Annotated in this window: 12 protein-coding genes, 2 tRNA genes and 1 pseudogene; 4 read left to right on the top strand and 11 right to left on the bottom strand. The window is 69.1% G+C overall.

Annotation, left to right across the window (positions count from 1 at the left end):
- Positions 1–29 precede the first annotated feature (29 nt).
- Genes ACW7G5_RS03945 through asnB form a run of 3 tightly spaced genes read left to right on the top strand, consistent with a single transcriptional unit; the run spans position 30 to position 3,756 of the window.
- Entirely contained in the window at positions 30–1,016 is a 987-nt protein-coding gene (locus ACW7G5_RS03945) for a polysaccharide deacetylase family protein (RefSeq protein ID WP_457001994.1), read from the top strand.
- 17 nt (positions 1,017–1,033) lie between these two features.
- Positions 1,034–1,786 (top strand): hypothetical protein, encoded by a 753-nt coding sequence (locus ACW7G5_RS03940; protein ID WP_457001992.1) that lies wholly within the window; start codon positions 1,034–1,036, stop codon positions 1,784–1,786.
- A 2-nt stretch (positions 1,787–1,788) separates the two neighbouring features.
- The gene (asnB, locus tag ACW7G5_RS03935) at positions 1,789–3,756 is read left to right on the top strand and encodes an asparagine synthase (glutamine-hydrolyzing) (RefSeq protein ID WP_457001991.1); all 1,968 of its coding nucleotides are present in this window, start codon (positions 1,789–1,791) and stop codon (positions 3,754–3,756) included.
- Between the two features lie 76 nt (positions 3,757–3,832).
- Here the strand turns inward: asnB and ACW7G5_RS03930 are convergent, their stop codons facing one another.
- The 5 genes from ACW7G5_RS03930 to ACW7G5_RS03910 form a co-directional block, all read right to left on the bottom strand.
- Complete coding sequence (locus ACW7G5_RS03930) at positions 3,833–5,416, bottom strand: class I adenylate-forming enzyme family protein (RefSeq protein ID WP_457001989.1); 1,584 nt, start codon at positions 5,414–5,416, stop codon at positions 3,833–3,835.
- Positions 5,413–5,676, bottom strand: a complete 264-nt coding sequence (locus tag ACW7G5_RS03925) for a phosphopantetheine-binding protein (RefSeq protein WP_457001987.1) — start codon at positions 5,674–5,676, stop codon at positions 5,413–5,415. The genes ACW7G5_RS03930 and ACW7G5_RS03925 overlap by 4 nt, the downstream gene beginning before the upstream one ends.
- 61 nt (positions 5,677–5,737) lie before the next feature.
- Complete coding sequence (locus tag ACW7G5_RS03920) at positions 5,738–7,132, bottom strand: TIGR03013 family XrtA/PEP-CTERM system glycosyltransferase (protein WP_457001985.1); 1,395 nt, start codon at positions 7,130–7,132, stop codon at positions 5,738–5,740.
- A gap of 213 nt (positions 7,133–7,345) precedes the next feature.
- Positions 7,346–9,055 (bottom strand): right-handed parallel beta-helix repeat-containing protein, encoded by a 1,710-nt coding sequence (locus ACW7G5_RS03915; protein ID WP_457001983.1) that lies wholly within the window; start codon positions 9,053–9,055, stop codon positions 7,346–7,348.
- 321 nt (positions 9,056–9,376) lie between these two features.
- Positions 9,377–9,685 carry a helix-turn-helix domain-containing protein gene (locus tag ACW7G5_RS03910; protein WP_457001981.1) on the bottom strand — a complete coding sequence of 103 codons (309 nt, stop codon included), beginning with the start codon at positions 9,683–9,685 and terminating at the stop codon, positions 9,377–9,379.
- A 36-nt stretch (positions 9,686–9,721) separates the two neighbouring features.
- Between ACW7G5_RS03910 and ACW7G5_RS03905 the strand changes: the two genes are divergently transcribed.
- The gene (locus tag ACW7G5_RS03905; protein ID WP_457001979.1) at positions 9,722–10,012 is read left to right on the top strand and encodes an exonuclease domain-containing protein; all 291 of its coding nucleotides are present in this window, start codon (positions 9,722–9,724) and stop codon (positions 10,010–10,012) included.
- A gap of 381 nt (positions 10,013–10,393) precedes the next feature.
- On the opposite strand, the gene ACW7G5_RS03900 is transcribed toward ACW7G5_RS03905, so the two are convergent.
- The 6 genes and pseudogenes from ACW7G5_RS03900 to recA form a co-directional block, all read right to left on the bottom strand.
- A tRNA-Arg gene (locus tag ACW7G5_RS03900) sits at positions 10,394–10,470 on the bottom strand.
- Positions 10,471–10,534: 64 nt separating this feature from the next.
- Positions 10,535–10,627: transfer RNA gene (locus ACW7G5_RS03895), tRNA-Ser, on the bottom strand.
- Between the two features lie 77 nt (positions 10,628–10,704).
- On the bottom strand, positions 10,705–10,929 hold the full coding sequence (csrA, locus tag ACW7G5_RS03890) for a carbon storage regulator CsrA (RefSeq protein WP_457001977.1): 225 nt from the start codon (positions 10,927–10,929) through the stop codon (positions 10,705–10,707).
- A 146-nt stretch (positions 10,930–11,075) separates the two neighbouring features.
- The gene (gene alaS / locus ACW7G5_RS03885) at positions 11,076–13,763 is read right to left on the bottom strand and encodes an alanine--tRNA ligase (protein WP_457001976.1); all 2,688 of its coding nucleotides are present in this window, start codon (positions 13,761–13,763) and stop codon (positions 11,076–11,078) included.
- A gap of 144 nt (positions 13,764–13,907) precedes the next feature.
- Positions 13,908–14,363 (bottom strand): regulatory protein RecX, encoded by a 456-nt coding sequence (locus tag ACW7G5_RS03880; protein WP_457002863.1) that lies wholly within the window; start codon positions 14,361–14,363, stop codon positions 13,908–13,910.
- Between the two features lie 158 nt (positions 14,364–14,521).
- Positions 14,522–15,559: pseudogene (gene recA, locus ACW7G5_RS03875) on the bottom strand (recombinase RecA); the annotation flags it as partial.
- Positions 15,560–15,641: the final 82 nt, after the last annotated feature.

Below are 15,641 nucleotides of genomic sequence, written 5' to 3'. Positions count from 1 at the left end.
TCGGGGATGGCCGGATGATGAAGAGGGACATGGTGGCGAAGGTTCTGGCGGCACCGGGGCTGCGCCGCATGGCAGCCGCCGCGCTCCCGCGCGACGGCGTGCTGGTGCTGAACTACCACCGCGTCGGCGACAGCAGCCGATCGCGCTACGACCGCGCCCTGTGGAGCGCCACCGCCGAGGGCTTCGATGCGCAGGTCGCCTTCCTGAAGGCCAACTGCGACGTCATCGCGCTCGACGACATCGCCGATGCCCTGCGGCGGCCCCGCGGGCGCCACGTCGCCATCACCTTCGATGACGGCTACCTGGACAACCACGATATCGCCCTCCCGGCGCTGCTCCGCCACCGCGTGCCCGCGGCGTTCTTCATCGCCACCGGCTTCATCGACCGCAAGCTCCTCCCATGGTGGGACGCAATCGCCATGCAGGTGCGTGAGGCCCGCCGCGCCTCGCTGGACCTTGCGCCGTGGCTCGACGACCCGATCACGCTGGAGCGCAACCGCGAAGCCGACATCCGTCGCGTCCTTGGCGTCTACAAAAAGCTGCCATTCGAACAGCTCGCACCATTCCGGGCGCGCCTGGCGGCCGAGACCGGCATCGAACCGCCGGAAACGGTGGATGGCGAATGGATGGACTGGGACATGGTCCGCGCGATGGCCGACGCCGGCATGACCATCGGCGGCCACACCGTGAACCATCCGATCCTGTCCACGCTGCCCGCAGCAGCGCAGCGCGCGGAGATCGAGGGCTGCGCGACGCGCCTGCGCGAGGAGCTGGGGATCGCGATGAAGCACTTCGCCTATCCGGTTGGCAGTCCCACCGCGTTCAACGACGACACCCGGCGTCTGCTGCACGAGGCTAGCGTGCAACAAGCGTTCTCGTTCTACGGCGGGATCGCGCATGCGGGATCGGCGCAGCTCGACCTGCAGCGGACCGCCGTGGAAGAAGGCATGGGTCGCGACCTGTTCCGCGCCATGGTGCAGGTCCCGCGGCTGTTCTGCCGCCAGGCCGTGGCGTGAGCCGGCAGGGGCGCAACATGATCGGTGGCGTCGACTTCGCGAAGATCTACGCCGAGCTTGGCGTGGCGCCCGACTGCGGCCTTGTCGCGTTCAAGCAGGCCTATCGCCGGCGCGTCGCCGAGCTGCATCCAGACCGTCCTGCCACACGGCCGCGCAATCCGGACGTGCTCATCGCGCTCAACCTGGGCTATGCGGCCGTGCTCGACTTCCACCGCGGGCAGGGCCGGCTTCCGGGCGCACCGGATGCGGACGGTACCCGACGCAGCTCTTCCACGCTCGGCCCGCGGCCATGGCCGGCCTCCATGTCACGCATGGTCGCTTCGCCGTCGCCGGCTCCCACAGGGGCCGCACGGCGCGTTCCGCGCATGCGCGTGCTGCTGCTTCCGGTGCTGCTGGTGGTCGCTGCGATCTGGCGCTGGCTGCCGGTCTCCGACCCGCCGTCGGCGACCGACACCGCCCCCCGCGCTTCCCACGACACAGTGGCACCGGCGCTGGTCAACGCACAGCTCGGCATGGATCGCCGCACCGTGGCCGCGCTGATGGGCGAGCCCGTCGCCCGCGACGCCGACGACGCGCACTGGATCTACGGACCGTCCTGGCTGCATTTCGAATGCGACCGCCTGGCCGACTGGTACAGCTCGCCGCTGCGACCCCTGCAGGTCGGATCACCCAGGCCCGCGTCCGACGACAAGGCGCGACAGGGCGCCGGCGCTGCCTGCATCCCACGCGCGGGAAGCGCGGCGCCGCATCGCGTCCACGGAGAGTACTGAGCATGTGCGGACTTGCCGGCTACCTCGGAAGCCCATCACCCCCAGACGGCGCACGGGCCGTACTGGGCTCGATGATCACCACCCTTGCCCATCGCGGCCCCGACGGCTACGGCTTCCACGTCGACGACGGCGTCGGCCTGGCGCACGCGCGGCTGTCGATCATCGACCTGGCCACCGGCGACCAGCCGATGGCCAGTCCTGACGGCAGCGTGTGGACCGTGTTCAACGGCGAGATCTTCAACTTCGTTGAGCTGCGAGGGCAGCTGGAGGCCCAAGGCCACGTCTTTCGAACGCGCTCGGACACCGAAGTGATCGTGCACCTGTACCAGCGCGATGGCGATGCGTTCGTCGACCATCTGAACGGCCAGTTCGCGATCGCGCTCTGGGACGCGCGCAAACAGCGTCTGGTCCTGGCCCGCGACCGCCTCGGCATCCGCCCGCTGTACTACACCCGGGCCCGCGGCACGCTGTGGTTCGCCTCCGAGGTGAAGGCCCTGTTCGCGGCCCTGCCCGGGCATGCGCGGCTGGATCCACTCGGCCTGGCGCAGGCGCTGACGCTGTGGGCGCCGCTGGACCCCGACACCGCCTGGCAGGACGTTTCCACCCTGCCGCCGGGGCACATCCTCAGCATCGAGGCCGACGGCCGCGAACGCCTGCATCGCTACTGGGACTGGAGCTTCCCGGAGGCCGCCGACGTAGCCCGGCCATGGCGCGACATCGACCAGGCCGCCGGCGAACTGCGCGAGCGCCTGACCGACGCCGTGCGCCTGCAACTGCGCGCCGACGTGCCCGTGGGTGCCTACCTCAGCGGCGGCCTCGACTCGTCCGGCATCGTGGCACTGATACGCACCGCCACCCGGACGCCGGTGCGCACGTTCTCGGTCGCATTCGCCCAGCGCGAATTCGACGAGAGCGAACACCAGCTGGCGATGGTCCGACACCTGGGGACCGACCACACCACGCTGCGCATCGGCACACACGAGATCGGCGATGCGTTCCAGCGCTTCGTCGCGCATGCCGAGACCCCGGTGCTGCGCACCGCGGGCGTTCCGCTGATGCTCCTCGCCGATGAAGTGCGCCGCCAAGGCTACAGGGTGGTGCTCACCGGCGAGGGCGCCGACGAGGTTTTCGGCGGCTACGACCTGTTCAAGGAAGCCAAAGTGCGCCGCTTCTGGGCGCGCCAACCAGCATCTGCTGCGCGTCCGAAGCTGCTCGGCCGGCTGTACGGCTACCTGGCCAATTCGCCATCTTCCAACCCGGCGTTCGCCGCCGCGTTCTTCGGCCAGGGCATGGAGCACATCGGGCGCCCGGTGTTCGCCCACCTGCCGCGCTGGTCCACGTCGGGTCGTGCGCTGGCGTTCCTGTCTCCCGAGCTGCGCGCTTCGGTGGCCGGCTTCGATCCGATGTCGCTTGTGGAATCACGCCTGCCCGCATCGATCATGCGCTGGGCTCCGCTGGCGCGCGACCAGTACGTCGAGGCGAAGACCCTGCTCGCCGGCTACCTGCTGGCCAGCCAGGGCGACCGCGCGGCGATGGCCGCATCGATCGAGGGCCGCTACCCCTTCCTCGATCACACCCTGGTGGAATTCGCCAACCGGCTTCCACCGCAGTGGAAGATCCACGGGCTCTCGGAGAAGCACGTGCTGCGCAAGGCGCTGGCCGGCCTGCTTCCCGACGACATCCTGCGCCGCACCAAGCAGCCCTATCGCGCGCCCGACAGCCAGAGCTTCTTCGTCGACGGCCAGCCGCTGGACTACGTGGCCGAGGCCTTCGACCCCGATGCCATCCGCGCCGACGGCATGTTCGACGCCGCCGCCGTGGCGCGCCTGTACGCCAAGGCGCGGAGCGGCAAGGCGACCGGATTCGCCGACAACCAGGCCTTCGTCGGGATTCTTTCGACGCGCCTGCTGCAAAGCATGACGCCTGCACGCGCGCCTGCACCGCCCCTGCCCGAGCTGGAAGCCACATGACTACCCGAGACCCCGTCGTCGCGAGCCCGGACCAGGCCATCGATGGGATGAATGCCCAGCGGCCGCCCCGGGGCGCTCAGGACGTGAGCGCGTGGGGCAGCGGCGCTTGCGCGTCGGCCTCGGCCTGCAGTTCGCTGCGCCGGATCTTACCGGTGCCGGTCTTGGGCAGCGAGTCGCGGAACTCGACCGTGCGCGGCACCATGAACTCCTCCAGGTGGGCGCGGCAGTGCGCGATGACCGCGCGCGCGTCCAGCCCGGGCCCATCGACCACCAGCAGCGCCTTGAGGGCGTGGCCGAGCACCGGGTCGGGCACGCCCACCAGCGCCGCCTCGCGCACGCCGTGCATGGCGTACAGCACGTTCTCGACTTCCTTGGGGCTGACCTTTTCACCGCGCGACTTGAGGATGTCGTCCTTGCGCCCGACGAAGTACAGGAAGCCCTCCGCATCCATCCGGAACAGGTCGCCGGTGTACAGGACCCGCTCCCAGGGATAGCGCCCCGGTCGCAGCGCGCGGGCGGTGGCCTCGGCGTTGTTCCAGTAACCCTGCATGACGTGCCCGCCACGCACCACCAGCTCGCCGATGGTGCCCGGAGGCAGCGGGTGGCCCGCGTCGTCGGCTACCCATGCCTGCGTGCCGGGGATGGCGATGCCGACGCTGTCGGGCCGGTACTCCAGCTCCTCGGGTGGCAGCCAGGTGCAGCGCTTGGATTCGGTCATGCCATACATCGAGTACACCCGGGCGGCCGGAAACAGCTGCTGCAGCCGGCGGATGTGCGCAGGCGGCAGGGCCGCGGCGGTATTGGTGAGATAGCGCACACTGCGCGCCCAGGCGGGATCGAAGTTGCGCAGCTGCAACAGCAGCGCGGCCATCGTCGGCACCAGCGGGAACGCGGTCACGCCCTCGCTTGCCAGCAGCGGCAGCACTTTCTGCGGGAACGCGAAGGACTTCTCCAGCACCAGGGTGGCACCGAGCTTCACGCACATCAGCAGTTGGTAGAGGCCGTAGTCGAAGGCCAGCGGCAGCACGCTGAGCACCACGTCGTCGGCGCTGGACCGGAGGTAGGTCGTGACCGACGTCGCCGCGAAGCGCACGTTGGCATGGGTCATCATCACGCCCTTGGGATTGCCGGTCGACCCAGAGGTGTAGACCAGCATGGCCAGGTCGGTGTCGATGCCGACCTCGGCCGGCAGCCGGGCCGGATCGGCCGCCGCGAGGAAGCGGCCATAGCCGATGGGCGTGCCATCGGCGCCATCGCCGTCGCCATCGACCACCACGATGCGGCGCAGGCCCGGCACGCGCGCGGCGGCCGACAGCGCCACCGGCAGCAGGCTGGCCTGGGTCAGGAGCACCGACGCCCCGCAGTCGCCAAGCACGAAGGCCAGCTTGTCGGCCTTGGTGGTCGGGTTGATGACCGAAAACACGCCGCCCGCGCGCAGGGTCCCGAACACGCCGACCGCCGCCTCGACCGAGTTCTCCAGGAACACCACGCAGCGGTCGCCGTCTTCCAGGCCGGCCTGCCCGGCCAGGGCCGCGGCAAACCGTTCGCTGTCGGCGTGCAGGGTGGCGTAGTCCACGCGGCGCCCGTCGCGCACGATCGCCACCTTGCCCGGATGCGCCGTGGCCGCCTGCGCGAGCCAGCGTTCGCAGCGCGCAGTCACTCCACGGGCTCCGCTTCCAGCTTGCGCGCGATGAAGGCGTCGATGGCGGCGATGCTGTCGAGGTTCTCCGGCACCACCTCGTCGTCGTCGACCACGAAGCCGAAGTCCTGCTCCAGCCAGGTGACGAGCAGCAGCACGCCCATCGAGTCGATGACGCCGGATTCGAGCAGGCTGAGATCCGCGGAGGGCGCCTCGCCGGGAACGGCGGGCGGGAAGTTTTCGTCGATGAAACTGCGCACCTGGGCTTCGTACTGGCTCACTGGGACATCCATGGATGGGTCGAGTCAGGGAGAACGGAATCCGCGCCGGCGTGCGGCCGGCTCATCGCGCACCGCGCCCGAAGAGCACGACCTCCACGGTCTGCAGCAGGATCAGGAAGTCGAACAGCAGGCCGTGGTTCTTGACGTAGAACAGGTCGAACTTCAGCTTCTCGTGCGCGTCGGCGGCGGATGCGCCATAGGGATAGCGCAGCTGCGCCCAGCCGGTGAGGCCGGGCTTCACCGAGTGGCGCACGCTGTAGTAGCGGATCTCGTCGTTGAACCGGTCGACGAACTGCGGGCGCTCCGGCCGCGGGCCGACGAAGCTCATGTCACCGCCCAGCACGTTGAACAGCTGCGGCAGCTCGTCCAGGCGGGTCTTGCGGATGAAGCGGCCCACGCGGGTGGTCCGGTCGTCGTTGCTGCTGGCCCACTGCGCGATGCCATCCTTCTCGGCGTCGGTGCGCATGCTGCGGAACTTCACCAGTTCGAAGCTGCGGCCGCCCTCGCCCACGCGAACCTGCCGGTACAGCACCGGGCCACCGCCCTCCAGGCGCACCGCCAGCGCGACCAGCAGCATCACCGGCCAGCCCACCACCAGCAGCACCAGCGCCGCGGCCAGGTCGAAGGCGCGCTTGCTCAGGCGGCGTATGAAGGAGTGGTCGAAGCCGCCGGAAAACACCAGCGACGACGGGTCCACCACCTCGAGCTTGATCATGCCCGCCTCGCGTTCGAAGAACGCCGGCAGGTTGACCACCGACACCCCGCGCTGCGCGCAGGCCAGGATGTCCTCCATCGGCAGGCCACCGCGGCGCTCATCGGGCGCCACCACGATCTCGTGCACGCCGAGGCGCTGGACCAGGGCGGGAAGCGACTCCTCGACGTCCAGGCACAGGGCGTCGGACACGACGACCTGCTGGCCGGCGACGGGGAGGAAGCCGACCACCGCAAAGCTCTGCCGGTCCGCCCGGCGCCGCATGCGGCAGTTGATCAGGTTGGCGTTGCGCCCGGCCCCGTAAACGAGCACGCGGCGCTTGTACGCTTCGCCGCGCATCAACCACTGCATGGCCACGCGCAGCCCGTAGACGCCGGCGAATCCAAGCCCCAAGGTGATCGCGAGCAGGCCCCGGCCGATGTACATCGGCGGCACCAGGTAATACAGCACCAGCAGCGCAACGCCGCCGAAGGAGAACGCAAGCAGGAGGCGCAGCAGCAGCTCGCTGCGGTTGAGCCGGATATGCGACTGGTAGAGGCCGAACGCCGCCATCGAAAGGGTCACGAAGACCGACACCAGCAGCGCCGGCAGCGGACCGCGTGCGAAAAGCAGGTCGCGGCCGGCGGGATCGTCGGGAAAGCGCAGCCCGATCGCCGCCACCACCGCCAGCACCACCAGCAGCGACTCGCCGATCCACAGCCACCGGGCCACGCGGTTGGCACGGCTTCCAAAGACGCCGATCACGTGGACCTCCGGTTGGCGGGCGTGGTGCCCACCGCATCAACGGCAGCCTTTCTGTGCATTGCTCCCCCGTTCGGCCTGGTGCCAGACCCGGTCCAATCCGGATCTCCTGCATGGGAAAACTCGGAATGCGGGCAAAGACGGCCACCGCCCGGACGGCAAAAGGCCCCGGCGTCTCCACCGGGGCCCTCGGGCGCTGCCCTGCGACAGCGCGTGTCACTCCATGTGGAGGGTCAAGCTGTCGCGCGCCGCGTCCAGCCAGGCCATGAAGCGCCGCCAGGCGACCACGGCCGGTGCGGTGATGCGGACCTGGCGCCGCGCACCGGCGTCCACGGCGCCTGCCGGCACCGGCGCGACGCGCGTCCCGGCGCGATCGCCGGCCGATGCAGGCGCCAGCGCGCTGCCGGTACCACCGCCGGCGGTCGCCGGTCCCACCGCGGGCGGCACCAGCGGCGCGGATCCGTTGCGTGGCACGGGTGCCAGGCTGGCGCCCATGTATTCGTCGGCGCCGATGTCGTAGCGCGCAGGGCGGATCTGGCCGTCGATGTCGTCGAGCACCTGCGACAGGGCCACGCCGCGGTCGATTGCCGGGCTGCCGGCGGGCAGATGCCCGGTGGCATCCACTGTGAACGTGGCGGTCATGCTGTTCGCGTCCGAACCGGTGGTCGACCGCCATTGCGCCAGCGAGCCATCGGCCAGGTTGCTGCCCGGCCGCGCGTCGCGGAACCTGCAGTTGGCCTGGAAGCCGTTGTAGTCACTGCCGGGCGAGCCGCTGAGCCCGGACAGGCCGCCGAGTTCGCTGGAGTAGCGGATCTCCATGCAGCGGCCGCCATCCTGGACCACCAGGTTGTTGCGCAGCATGGGATTGCGGTTGGCGGGACGCCCCGCCGCCGGGTCCCAGTCCTGGAACGTCACCCCGAAGTACAGCGGCGCATGACCCTTCCGCGCCGCATCGACGATCGTGTTGTTGGCGACCAGCGAATCCATGGACGCGTACATGCCGATACCCGCATAGCCGGTGTTGCGCACGTAGTTGTTGCGCACCGTGCCGCGGATCGCCTCGTAGTAGCCCGGGTTGAGCTGCAGGTCGAAGAACTCGGGACTGGTGTCGAAGCCGACCAGGATGCCCGCGTCACCGGTGTTCTCGATCCGGTTGCGCTGGATCACCACGTCCGCCGCGCCGCCCTTGAAGTACAGGCCCGTGGTCGCGGTGTCGTGGATGTAGCTGTCTTCCACGACCATGCCCGAGCCATTGACGTTGTCGATGCCGTCGGCGTTCTTGGAATCGTCCGGCGTGCCCGCCGGGTAGCCGACGCCGGTGGTGTGGATCTCGACGCGGCGGATGGTCGCGTTGTCCGACTTCGGCGTGATCTTGATGCCGTCGCGGCCGGTGTCGTGGACCAGCAGGTCCTCGAGCACCACGTTACGCGCGCCGTGGGCGCTGGACGGCCCGCCCTGCTCCCAGTTGGTCATCAGCATCACGCCGTAGTAGCCGCCGCTGATCTCGAGGCCCGCCACCCGGCTGCCCGATGCGTTGACATCGATGCGCACCGCGACGTCGGAGGTGTTGCCGCAGTGGATGTGCGCGCGTTCGCCCTGGCGGGAACGGAGCACGAGCCGGTGGCGCAGGCGCACTTCGCACTCGTTGTAGGTCCGGTTGCCGGAAGGGCCACGGATGGTGATGGTGTCGCCTGCGGAGGAGACGCTGCCTGCGGCGGCGTGCCGGATGGTGCGGAACGGCTTCTGGAGCGTGCCGGTGCCGGTGCTGTCGCTGCCGGCCGTGGATACGAACCACTCGGCGGCAAGGCCCGGGAAGGATGCGGCGAGGAGGAAGACGGTGGCTGCGGCAGCCAGGCAGCGCGTGGGGCGGGACCTGCGCGAAGGCCGTGGTTCGGGACCTGCGATCTGGCACGCAGGTAATCGCACATCTTGGTGAAGACATAATCGCATCGGGGGAACTCCGTGAATGGCGACGGCGCCCCTGTTCGACGTCGCGGTGTGTGCGTGGGCACCGCGTCCGCGCGCGGACGGGTGCGGATCGGATCGTACCGGCGCGCCCCGCCCTGGAGCGTGCGCTGCGTCACACTTGGCCCGGCGTGGGCCGCGCCCTCAGCCGGGCGTCAGCCTAGCGCCGATTCTCGCCGTGACCAGGCCGTTTGGCACGAAGTTGGCGCAGGGCGTGGCACGGAAGCGGCCTCCAAGTGTGTGGCACGGGCACCTGCGCGTTCCGCCGCCTGGAGGTCGAAATCAGGCCGACAACTCAATCCTGGCTGGCTTTCCCAACTTGGCCGCAAACGTGACCAGCATGTCGAGACTGAACTTCTCGACCTTGCCGCGGGCCAGGTCGGACACCATCCCCTGGCTCACACCCAGGATCTTGGAGGCCGCGACCTGGGTCATGTTGCGCGCCTTGATCGTCTTCTCGAGCTGGGCCATGAGGTCGGCACGGAGCGCAAGCACCTGGGCCTCGGCCTCATCGAATCCCAGGTCGGCAAAGACATTGCCGCTGGACGTCGTGATCTTGTTTTCGTCACTGGCGGGTCGGATCCGGATCATTCCCGCCGACCTCGGCGCACCCGCGGTGGAACTCGCATGAGGCGCTACCTGGTGCTCGACCTTGAAGCCACCTGCGACGACCAGGGCTCGGTTCCGCGGAAGGAAATGGAGATCATCGAGATCGGTGCGGCGCTGCTGGATCCTGCGTCATGGCGGATCAAGGAGGAGTTCAACGTCTTCGTGCAGCCCGTGCGCAATCCCCGGCTGACGCCGTTCTGCACGCAGCTCACGTCGATCACCCAGCCTGACGTCGATCCGGCCGCGGGATTCGTCGAGGTCGTGGCGCAACTACAGGACTGGCTGCGCCCGTTCCGCCTCACCGCCTAGGGCTCGCGGGGCAACTACGACCGCCGCCAGATCCAGCAGGACGCCGACTTCCATGGCATCGGCTTTCCGATCGACACGCAGCACTTCAACCTCAAGGACCGGTTCACCAAGCGCGTGCAGTTGCCCCGACGGCCTGGTCTCGGCACGGCCTTGGGCGTCGCCGGGCTGGCGTTCGAAGGCACGCACCATCGGGCGACCGATGCGGCCTCCGTCAGCACGTAGACCCTCAAGCGCGGCGGTCCTCGGCGAACTCATCATCGAGGATTTCTCCAACTTGTTTGTTGGACACCCTTCCCGCCAAGCCTTCCTTGATACGGGCGCCGCGCCCACAACGCAAAAAGGCCAACGAGCGCTAACTCGTTGACCCTTGTGCTTTTCTTATGGTGCGCCCGGAAGGATTCGAACCTCCGACCCCCAAGTTCGTAGCCTGGTGCTCTATCCAGCTGAGCTACGGGCGCGTTGTGCAGAAGCGGAATTATGCAGAGACAGCCAACTTTCGTCAATCGCCTACCGCCATAAATCTGGCGGAGAGTGAGGGATTCGAACCCTCGATAGAGCTATAAACCCTATACTCCCTTAGCAGGGGAGCCCCTTCAGCCACTCGGGCAACTCTCCGGGTGTTGCATCCCCACGCTGGCCAGACCGGCCGGCGCGGTGCGTAAGAATACCGGCTCGGCCCGCAGCCGGCAAACTTAATTCGAATCCTTGCCGCCGTCGTCGGCGCCGCCGTCCTCGCCGGCCGCTGCCACGGGCTCGTTGCGCTGGATGCGCTGGTAGATTTCCTCGCGGTGGACGGAAACATCCTTGGGCGCGGTGATGCCTACGCGCACCTGGTTACCCTTGACGCCGAGCACGGTCACGGTGACCGAGTCACCGATCATGAGCGTCTCGCCGACCCGCCTGGTCAAAATCAACATGTGGGAGCTCCATGGGCCGGGTCTCCGCCCGGTCTTTGTTGAAAGGCTCGCAGCTGCGGCCTTCCTGAGTGTTCACGCGATCCCGCCATGATAACTAGGCGCCTGCCCGCTGCGTGCATGTACAAAGTAACGAATCCTGCCGCGGTTCAGGCCACGCGCCCTGCCACCCAGGCCGGAACCGCGGCGAGCGCGGCCTCCAGGGCGGGCCCGTCCTCGCCGCCGCCCTGGGCCATATCGGCCCGGCCGCCGCCCTTGCCGCCGACCTGTGCGGCCACGTGCGACAGCAGCTCGCCCGCCTTGATCCGGCCAAGCGCCGAACCGCTGACACCCGCCACCAGCGCGGCACGGCCTTCGCTGGCGCCGGCAAGCAGCACCACGGAATCGCCAAGCTGCTGCTTGAAGCGGTCCAGGGCATCGCGCAGCGCGCGGGCGTCGAGACCCTCGATCCGCGCCGCCAGCACCTTGATGCCGCCGACATCGACCGCGCCGGCGGACAGGTCGGCGGTGGCGCTGCTGGCCGCGCGCGCCTTCATCGCCTCGAGTTCGCGTTCCAGCTTCTTCTGCCTGTCCAGCAGCGCGCGCAGCTTGTCGCCGACCTCGGCGGCGGTCCCACCCAAAAGGCGCGCAGCTTCGGAGAGACGCGCCTCCTCCGCCGCCACGTGATCGAGCGCGGCGCGGCCGGTGAGCGCCTCGATGCGGCGCACGCCGGCGGAGACCCCGCCTTCCGACACCAGCTTGAACAGGCCGATCTCGCCGGTGCGGCCGACGTGGGTGCCGCCGCAGAGTTCGACCGAGTCGCCCATCTGCACCACCCGCACGCGCTCGCCGTACTTCTCGCCGAACAGCGCGATGGCGCCGGCGTCGACCGCTTCCTGCATCGCCATCTCGCGGATGCTCACGCCGTGGTCGGCGCGCACTTCGTCGTTGACCCGGAGCTCGATGTCGCGGAGTTCGTCCGCGGTGATCGGCTCGAAGTGCGAGAAGTCGAAGCGCAGGCGGTCGGGCGCGACCAGCGAGCCCTTCTGCGCGACGTGGGTGCCGAGGCGCTCGCGGAGGGCGCCGTGCAGCAGATGGGTGGCGCTGTGGTTGAGCACGGTGGTGCCGCGGCGGGCGGCGTCGACGCTGGCGAGCACCTGGTCGCCCACCGCAAGCGCGCCGGTGCGCACGCGGCCGATATGGCCGTGGTATTGGCCTGCGAATTTGCGGGTGTCGTCTACGAGGAAGGAGGCGCCAACGGGTGCGGTGAGCTCGCCGGTGTCGCCTACCTGGCCGCCGGACTCGGCGTAGAACGGGGTGCGGTCGAGGAACACGATCGCCTCTTCGCCCGCCTCGACGCGTTCTACCGGACGGCCGTCGCGCAGCAGCGCCACGACCGTGAGCCCGGCAGCCTCCAGGCGGTCGTGGCCGAGGAAGCCGGTCGGCTCCATCTTCGCCACCAGATCGGCCGGGAGGGTGGTGCCGCCGCCGAACTTGCCTGCCGCGCGCGCGGTCTCGCGCTGCTGCTCCATCGCCGCCTCGAAGCCGGCGACGTCGACCTCCATTCCGCGCTCGCGCGCCATGTCGGCGGTGAGGTCAAGCGGGAAGCCGTACGTGTCGTACAGGCGGAAGGCATCGGCGCCGGGGATCATGACGTTGGAGGCGGGGTCCGTGGAAGCGGAGCCGGCGCTGCGCGCAGCGACTTCGTCGAAGATGCGCATGCCCGAATCCAGGGTCTCGGCAAAGCGCTCTTCCTCGGCCAGCAGCGCGCGTTCGACCAGCGCACGCTGGGTGCGCAGGTCCGGGTAGGCCTCGCCCATCAGTGCGTCGAGGGTGGCCACCAGCCTGTGGAAGAAGGGCTTGCGCACGCCGAGCATCCAGCCATGGCGCAGGGCGCGACGGATGATCCGGCGCAGGACGTAGCCGCGGCCCTCGTTGGACGGCAGCACGCCGTCGACGACCAGGAAGCTGCAGGCGCGGATGTGGTCGGCGATCACCCGCAGCGATTTGTTGCCGGTGTCGTCGGTGCCGGTCAGCGCTGCGGCTTCGCGGATCAGCGCCTGGAACAGGTCGATCTCGTAGTTGCCATGCACGCCCTGCAGCACCGCGGCAAGGCGCTCCAGGCCCATGCCGGTGTCGACGCAGGGCGCAGGCAGCGGGTCCATGTGGCCGTCCGGCTGGCGGTCGAACTGCATGAACACCAGGTTCCAGATCTCGATGTAGCGGTCGCCGTCTTCGTCGGGCGAGCCCGGGGGGCCGCCAGGGATGTGGGCGCCGTGATCGTAGAAGATCTCGGTGCAGGGGCCGCAGGGGCCGGTGTCGGCCATCTGCCAGAAGTTGTCCGAGGCGTAGGGCGCACCCTTGTTGTCGCCGATGCGGATGATGCGCTCGGCGGGCACGCCCACCACGTCGTGCCAGATGGCGTAGGCCTCGTCGTCGGTGTGGTAGACGGTGACCAGCAGGCGCTCGGCCGGGATCTTCCAGACCCCGGTCAGCAGCTCCCAGGCCCAGGCGATGGCGTCCTTCTTGAAGTAGTCGCCGAACGACCAGTTCCCCAGCATCTCGAAGAAGGTGTGGTGGCGCGCGGTATAGCCGACCTGGTCAAGGTCGTTGTGTTTGCCACCGGCGCGAAGGCAGCGCTGGACGTCAGTCGCGCGCACGTAGCCGGGCTTCTCGGCGCCCAGAAACACGTCCTTGAACTGGACCATGCCCGAGTTGGTGAACAGCAGCGTGGGGTCGTTGCCGGGCACCAGCGATGCCGAGGGCACGACGGTGTGGCCGCGATCGCTGAAGAAGGCAAGGAAATCACGGCGGATATCGGCCGTGGTGGGGCGCGTTGGATGGGTACGATCTGGCATCTTGGCGTGCAGGCTTTTCGGGGGCGGCGCCTCTCCCGGCGACTCCGCTGGCCGCAGCCAGGCACGGGCGCCGGGCGCTAGCGCTCGGATGCCGATAGGTTAGCAGGACGGCGCAAGTACGCAGCACCGGCGGGGCCCAACGGCTCAGTCGTCCTCGTCCCCGGGCGCGGTGGCGGCGCGCACGGAGTCATGGTCGAAACCGCGACGGAACAGCAGGTCCGCGGCCTTGCGCCGCAGCACCGGGTCATCGGCAACCGCTGGGCCATGGCGGCGCTGCACCAGCCTGCGGGCATTGGCCCGCCAGTCGTCGGCGCCGGACTCCGCAAGTGCCTCGAACGCCGCTTCGATGATCTCGCCGCCGAGCCCATGGGTGCCAAGCTCCGCACGGATCCGAAGCGGGCCGTAACCCGCCTCCGCACGCATGCGCGCCAGGCCGGTCGCGAAGCGGCCATCGTCCTGCCAGCCGGCCTCGGCCATGCGCTCGATCGCGGCCTCGGCTTCCGCGCTCTCAACGCCACGGGCTTCGAGCTTGCGGGCGAGCTCCTTGCGCGAATGCTCACGGCGAACCAGCAGGCCGAGCGCACGCTGTGCCGGGGTCAGCTCGGGCCGCCGTCGGCGGCCCCGCCCGGTGGTGCCCTCAGGCGCGCCACCATCGGCACCCCCTCCTTCACCCGCCCGGGCCACCCCGCTCAGGCCTTGGTTTCTGCCGCTTCCTTGGCTTCTTTGGGCTCTTTGGGCTCTTTGGTGCCCTTGCTGGCCTTGGCGCTTTCGTCACCGGCAGCCGCGGCCGCGGCCAGGACGGCCTGCGGCATCAGCCGGGCGCGCAGTTCGCTTTCGATCCGCTTCGCGACCTCCGGATTCTCCTTGAGGTACAGGCGGGCGTTCTCCTTGCCCTGGCCGATGCGCTCTTCGCCGCAGCTGTACCAGGCGCCCGCCTTCTCGATCAGCTTGGCGTCCACGCCCATGTCAATCAGCTCGCCTTCGCGGCTGATGCCCTCGCCGTAGAGGATCTCGGTGATGACCTGCTTGAACGGCGGCGCCATCTTGTTTTTGACCACCTTGATGCGGGTCTGGTTGCCGATGATCTCTTCGCCCTTCTTGATCGCGCCGATGCGGCGGATGTCCAGGCGCACCGAGGCATAGAACTTGAGCGCGTTGCCGCCGGTGGTCACTTCGGGGCTCTGGCCCGGCATCATCATGCCGATCTTGTGGCGCAGCTGGTTGATGAAGAACACCATGCAGTTGCTGCGCTTGATGTTGCCGGTGAGCTTGCGCAGGGCCTGGCTCATCAAGCGTGCCTGCAGGCCGGGCAGCTGGTCGCCCATCTCTCCTTCGATTTCGGCACGCGGGGTAAGCGCGGCGACCGAGTCGACCACCACCATGTCGACCGCGTTGGAGCGCACCAGCATGTCGGCGATCTCGAGCGCCTGCTCGCCGGTATCGGGCTGCGACACCAGCAGGTCGTCGACGTTGACGCCGAGCTTCTGCGCGTAGGTCGGGTCGAGCGCATGCTCGGCGTCGATGAACGCCGCCACGCCGCCAAGCTTCTGGCATTCGGCGATGGTCTGCAGGGTAAGCGTGGTCTTGCCCGAGGACTCGGGGCCGTAGATCTCGATCACGCGGCCGCGCGGCAGGCCGCCGATGCCGAGCGCGATGTCGAGCTGCAGCGAACCGGTGGGAATTACCGGGACCACTTCGGCGACGCGGTCGCCCATGCGGATCACCGATCCCTTGCCGTACTGCTTTTCGATCTGGCCCAGGGCTGCGGAAAGCGCGCGCTTCTTGTTCTCGTCCATCGTGGTGTCCTCGGATCAGGTATTCGGGAATGTGGCTAGTGTGCGTACCGGCGGTCGCAGGGGCTGCGACATCGCGCCGTGG

The organism is Luteimonas sp. A501, from assembly GCF_054052085.1.
Note: the sequence above shows the minus strand (reverse complement) of the source record. Positions and strands in the feature narration are given on the sequence as shown.

Bases quoted from the DNA above. Each gene is read 5' to 3' on its own strand.
- ACW7G5_RS03945 (WP_457001994.1), top strand. From the start codon at position 30: ATGGTGGCGAAGGTTCTGGCGGCACCGGGGCTGCGCCGCATGGCAGCC.
- asnB (WP_457001991.1), top strand. From the start codon at position 1,789: ATGTGCGGACTTGCCGGCTACCTCGGAAGCCCATCACCCCCAGACGGC.
- ACW7G5_RS03905 (WP_457001979.1), top strand. From the start codon at position 9,722: ATGAGGCGCTACCTGGTGCTCGACCTTGAAGCCACCTGCGACGACCAG.
- csrA (WP_457001977.1), bottom strand. From the start codon at position 10,929: ATGTTGATTTTGACCAGGCGGGTCGGCGAGACGCTCATGATCGGTGAC.
- ACW7G5_RS03910 (WP_457001981.1), bottom strand. From the start codon at position 9,685: ATGATCCGGATCCGACCCGCCAGTGACGAAAACAAGATCACGACGTCC.
- alaS (WP_457001976.1), bottom strand. From the start codon at position 13,763: ATGCCAGATCGTACCCATCCAACGCGCCCCACCACGGCCGATATCCGC.
- ACW7G5_RS03940 (WP_457001992.1), top strand. From the start codon at position 1,034: ATGATCGGTGGCGTCGACTTCGCGAAGATCTACGCCGAGCTTGGCGTG.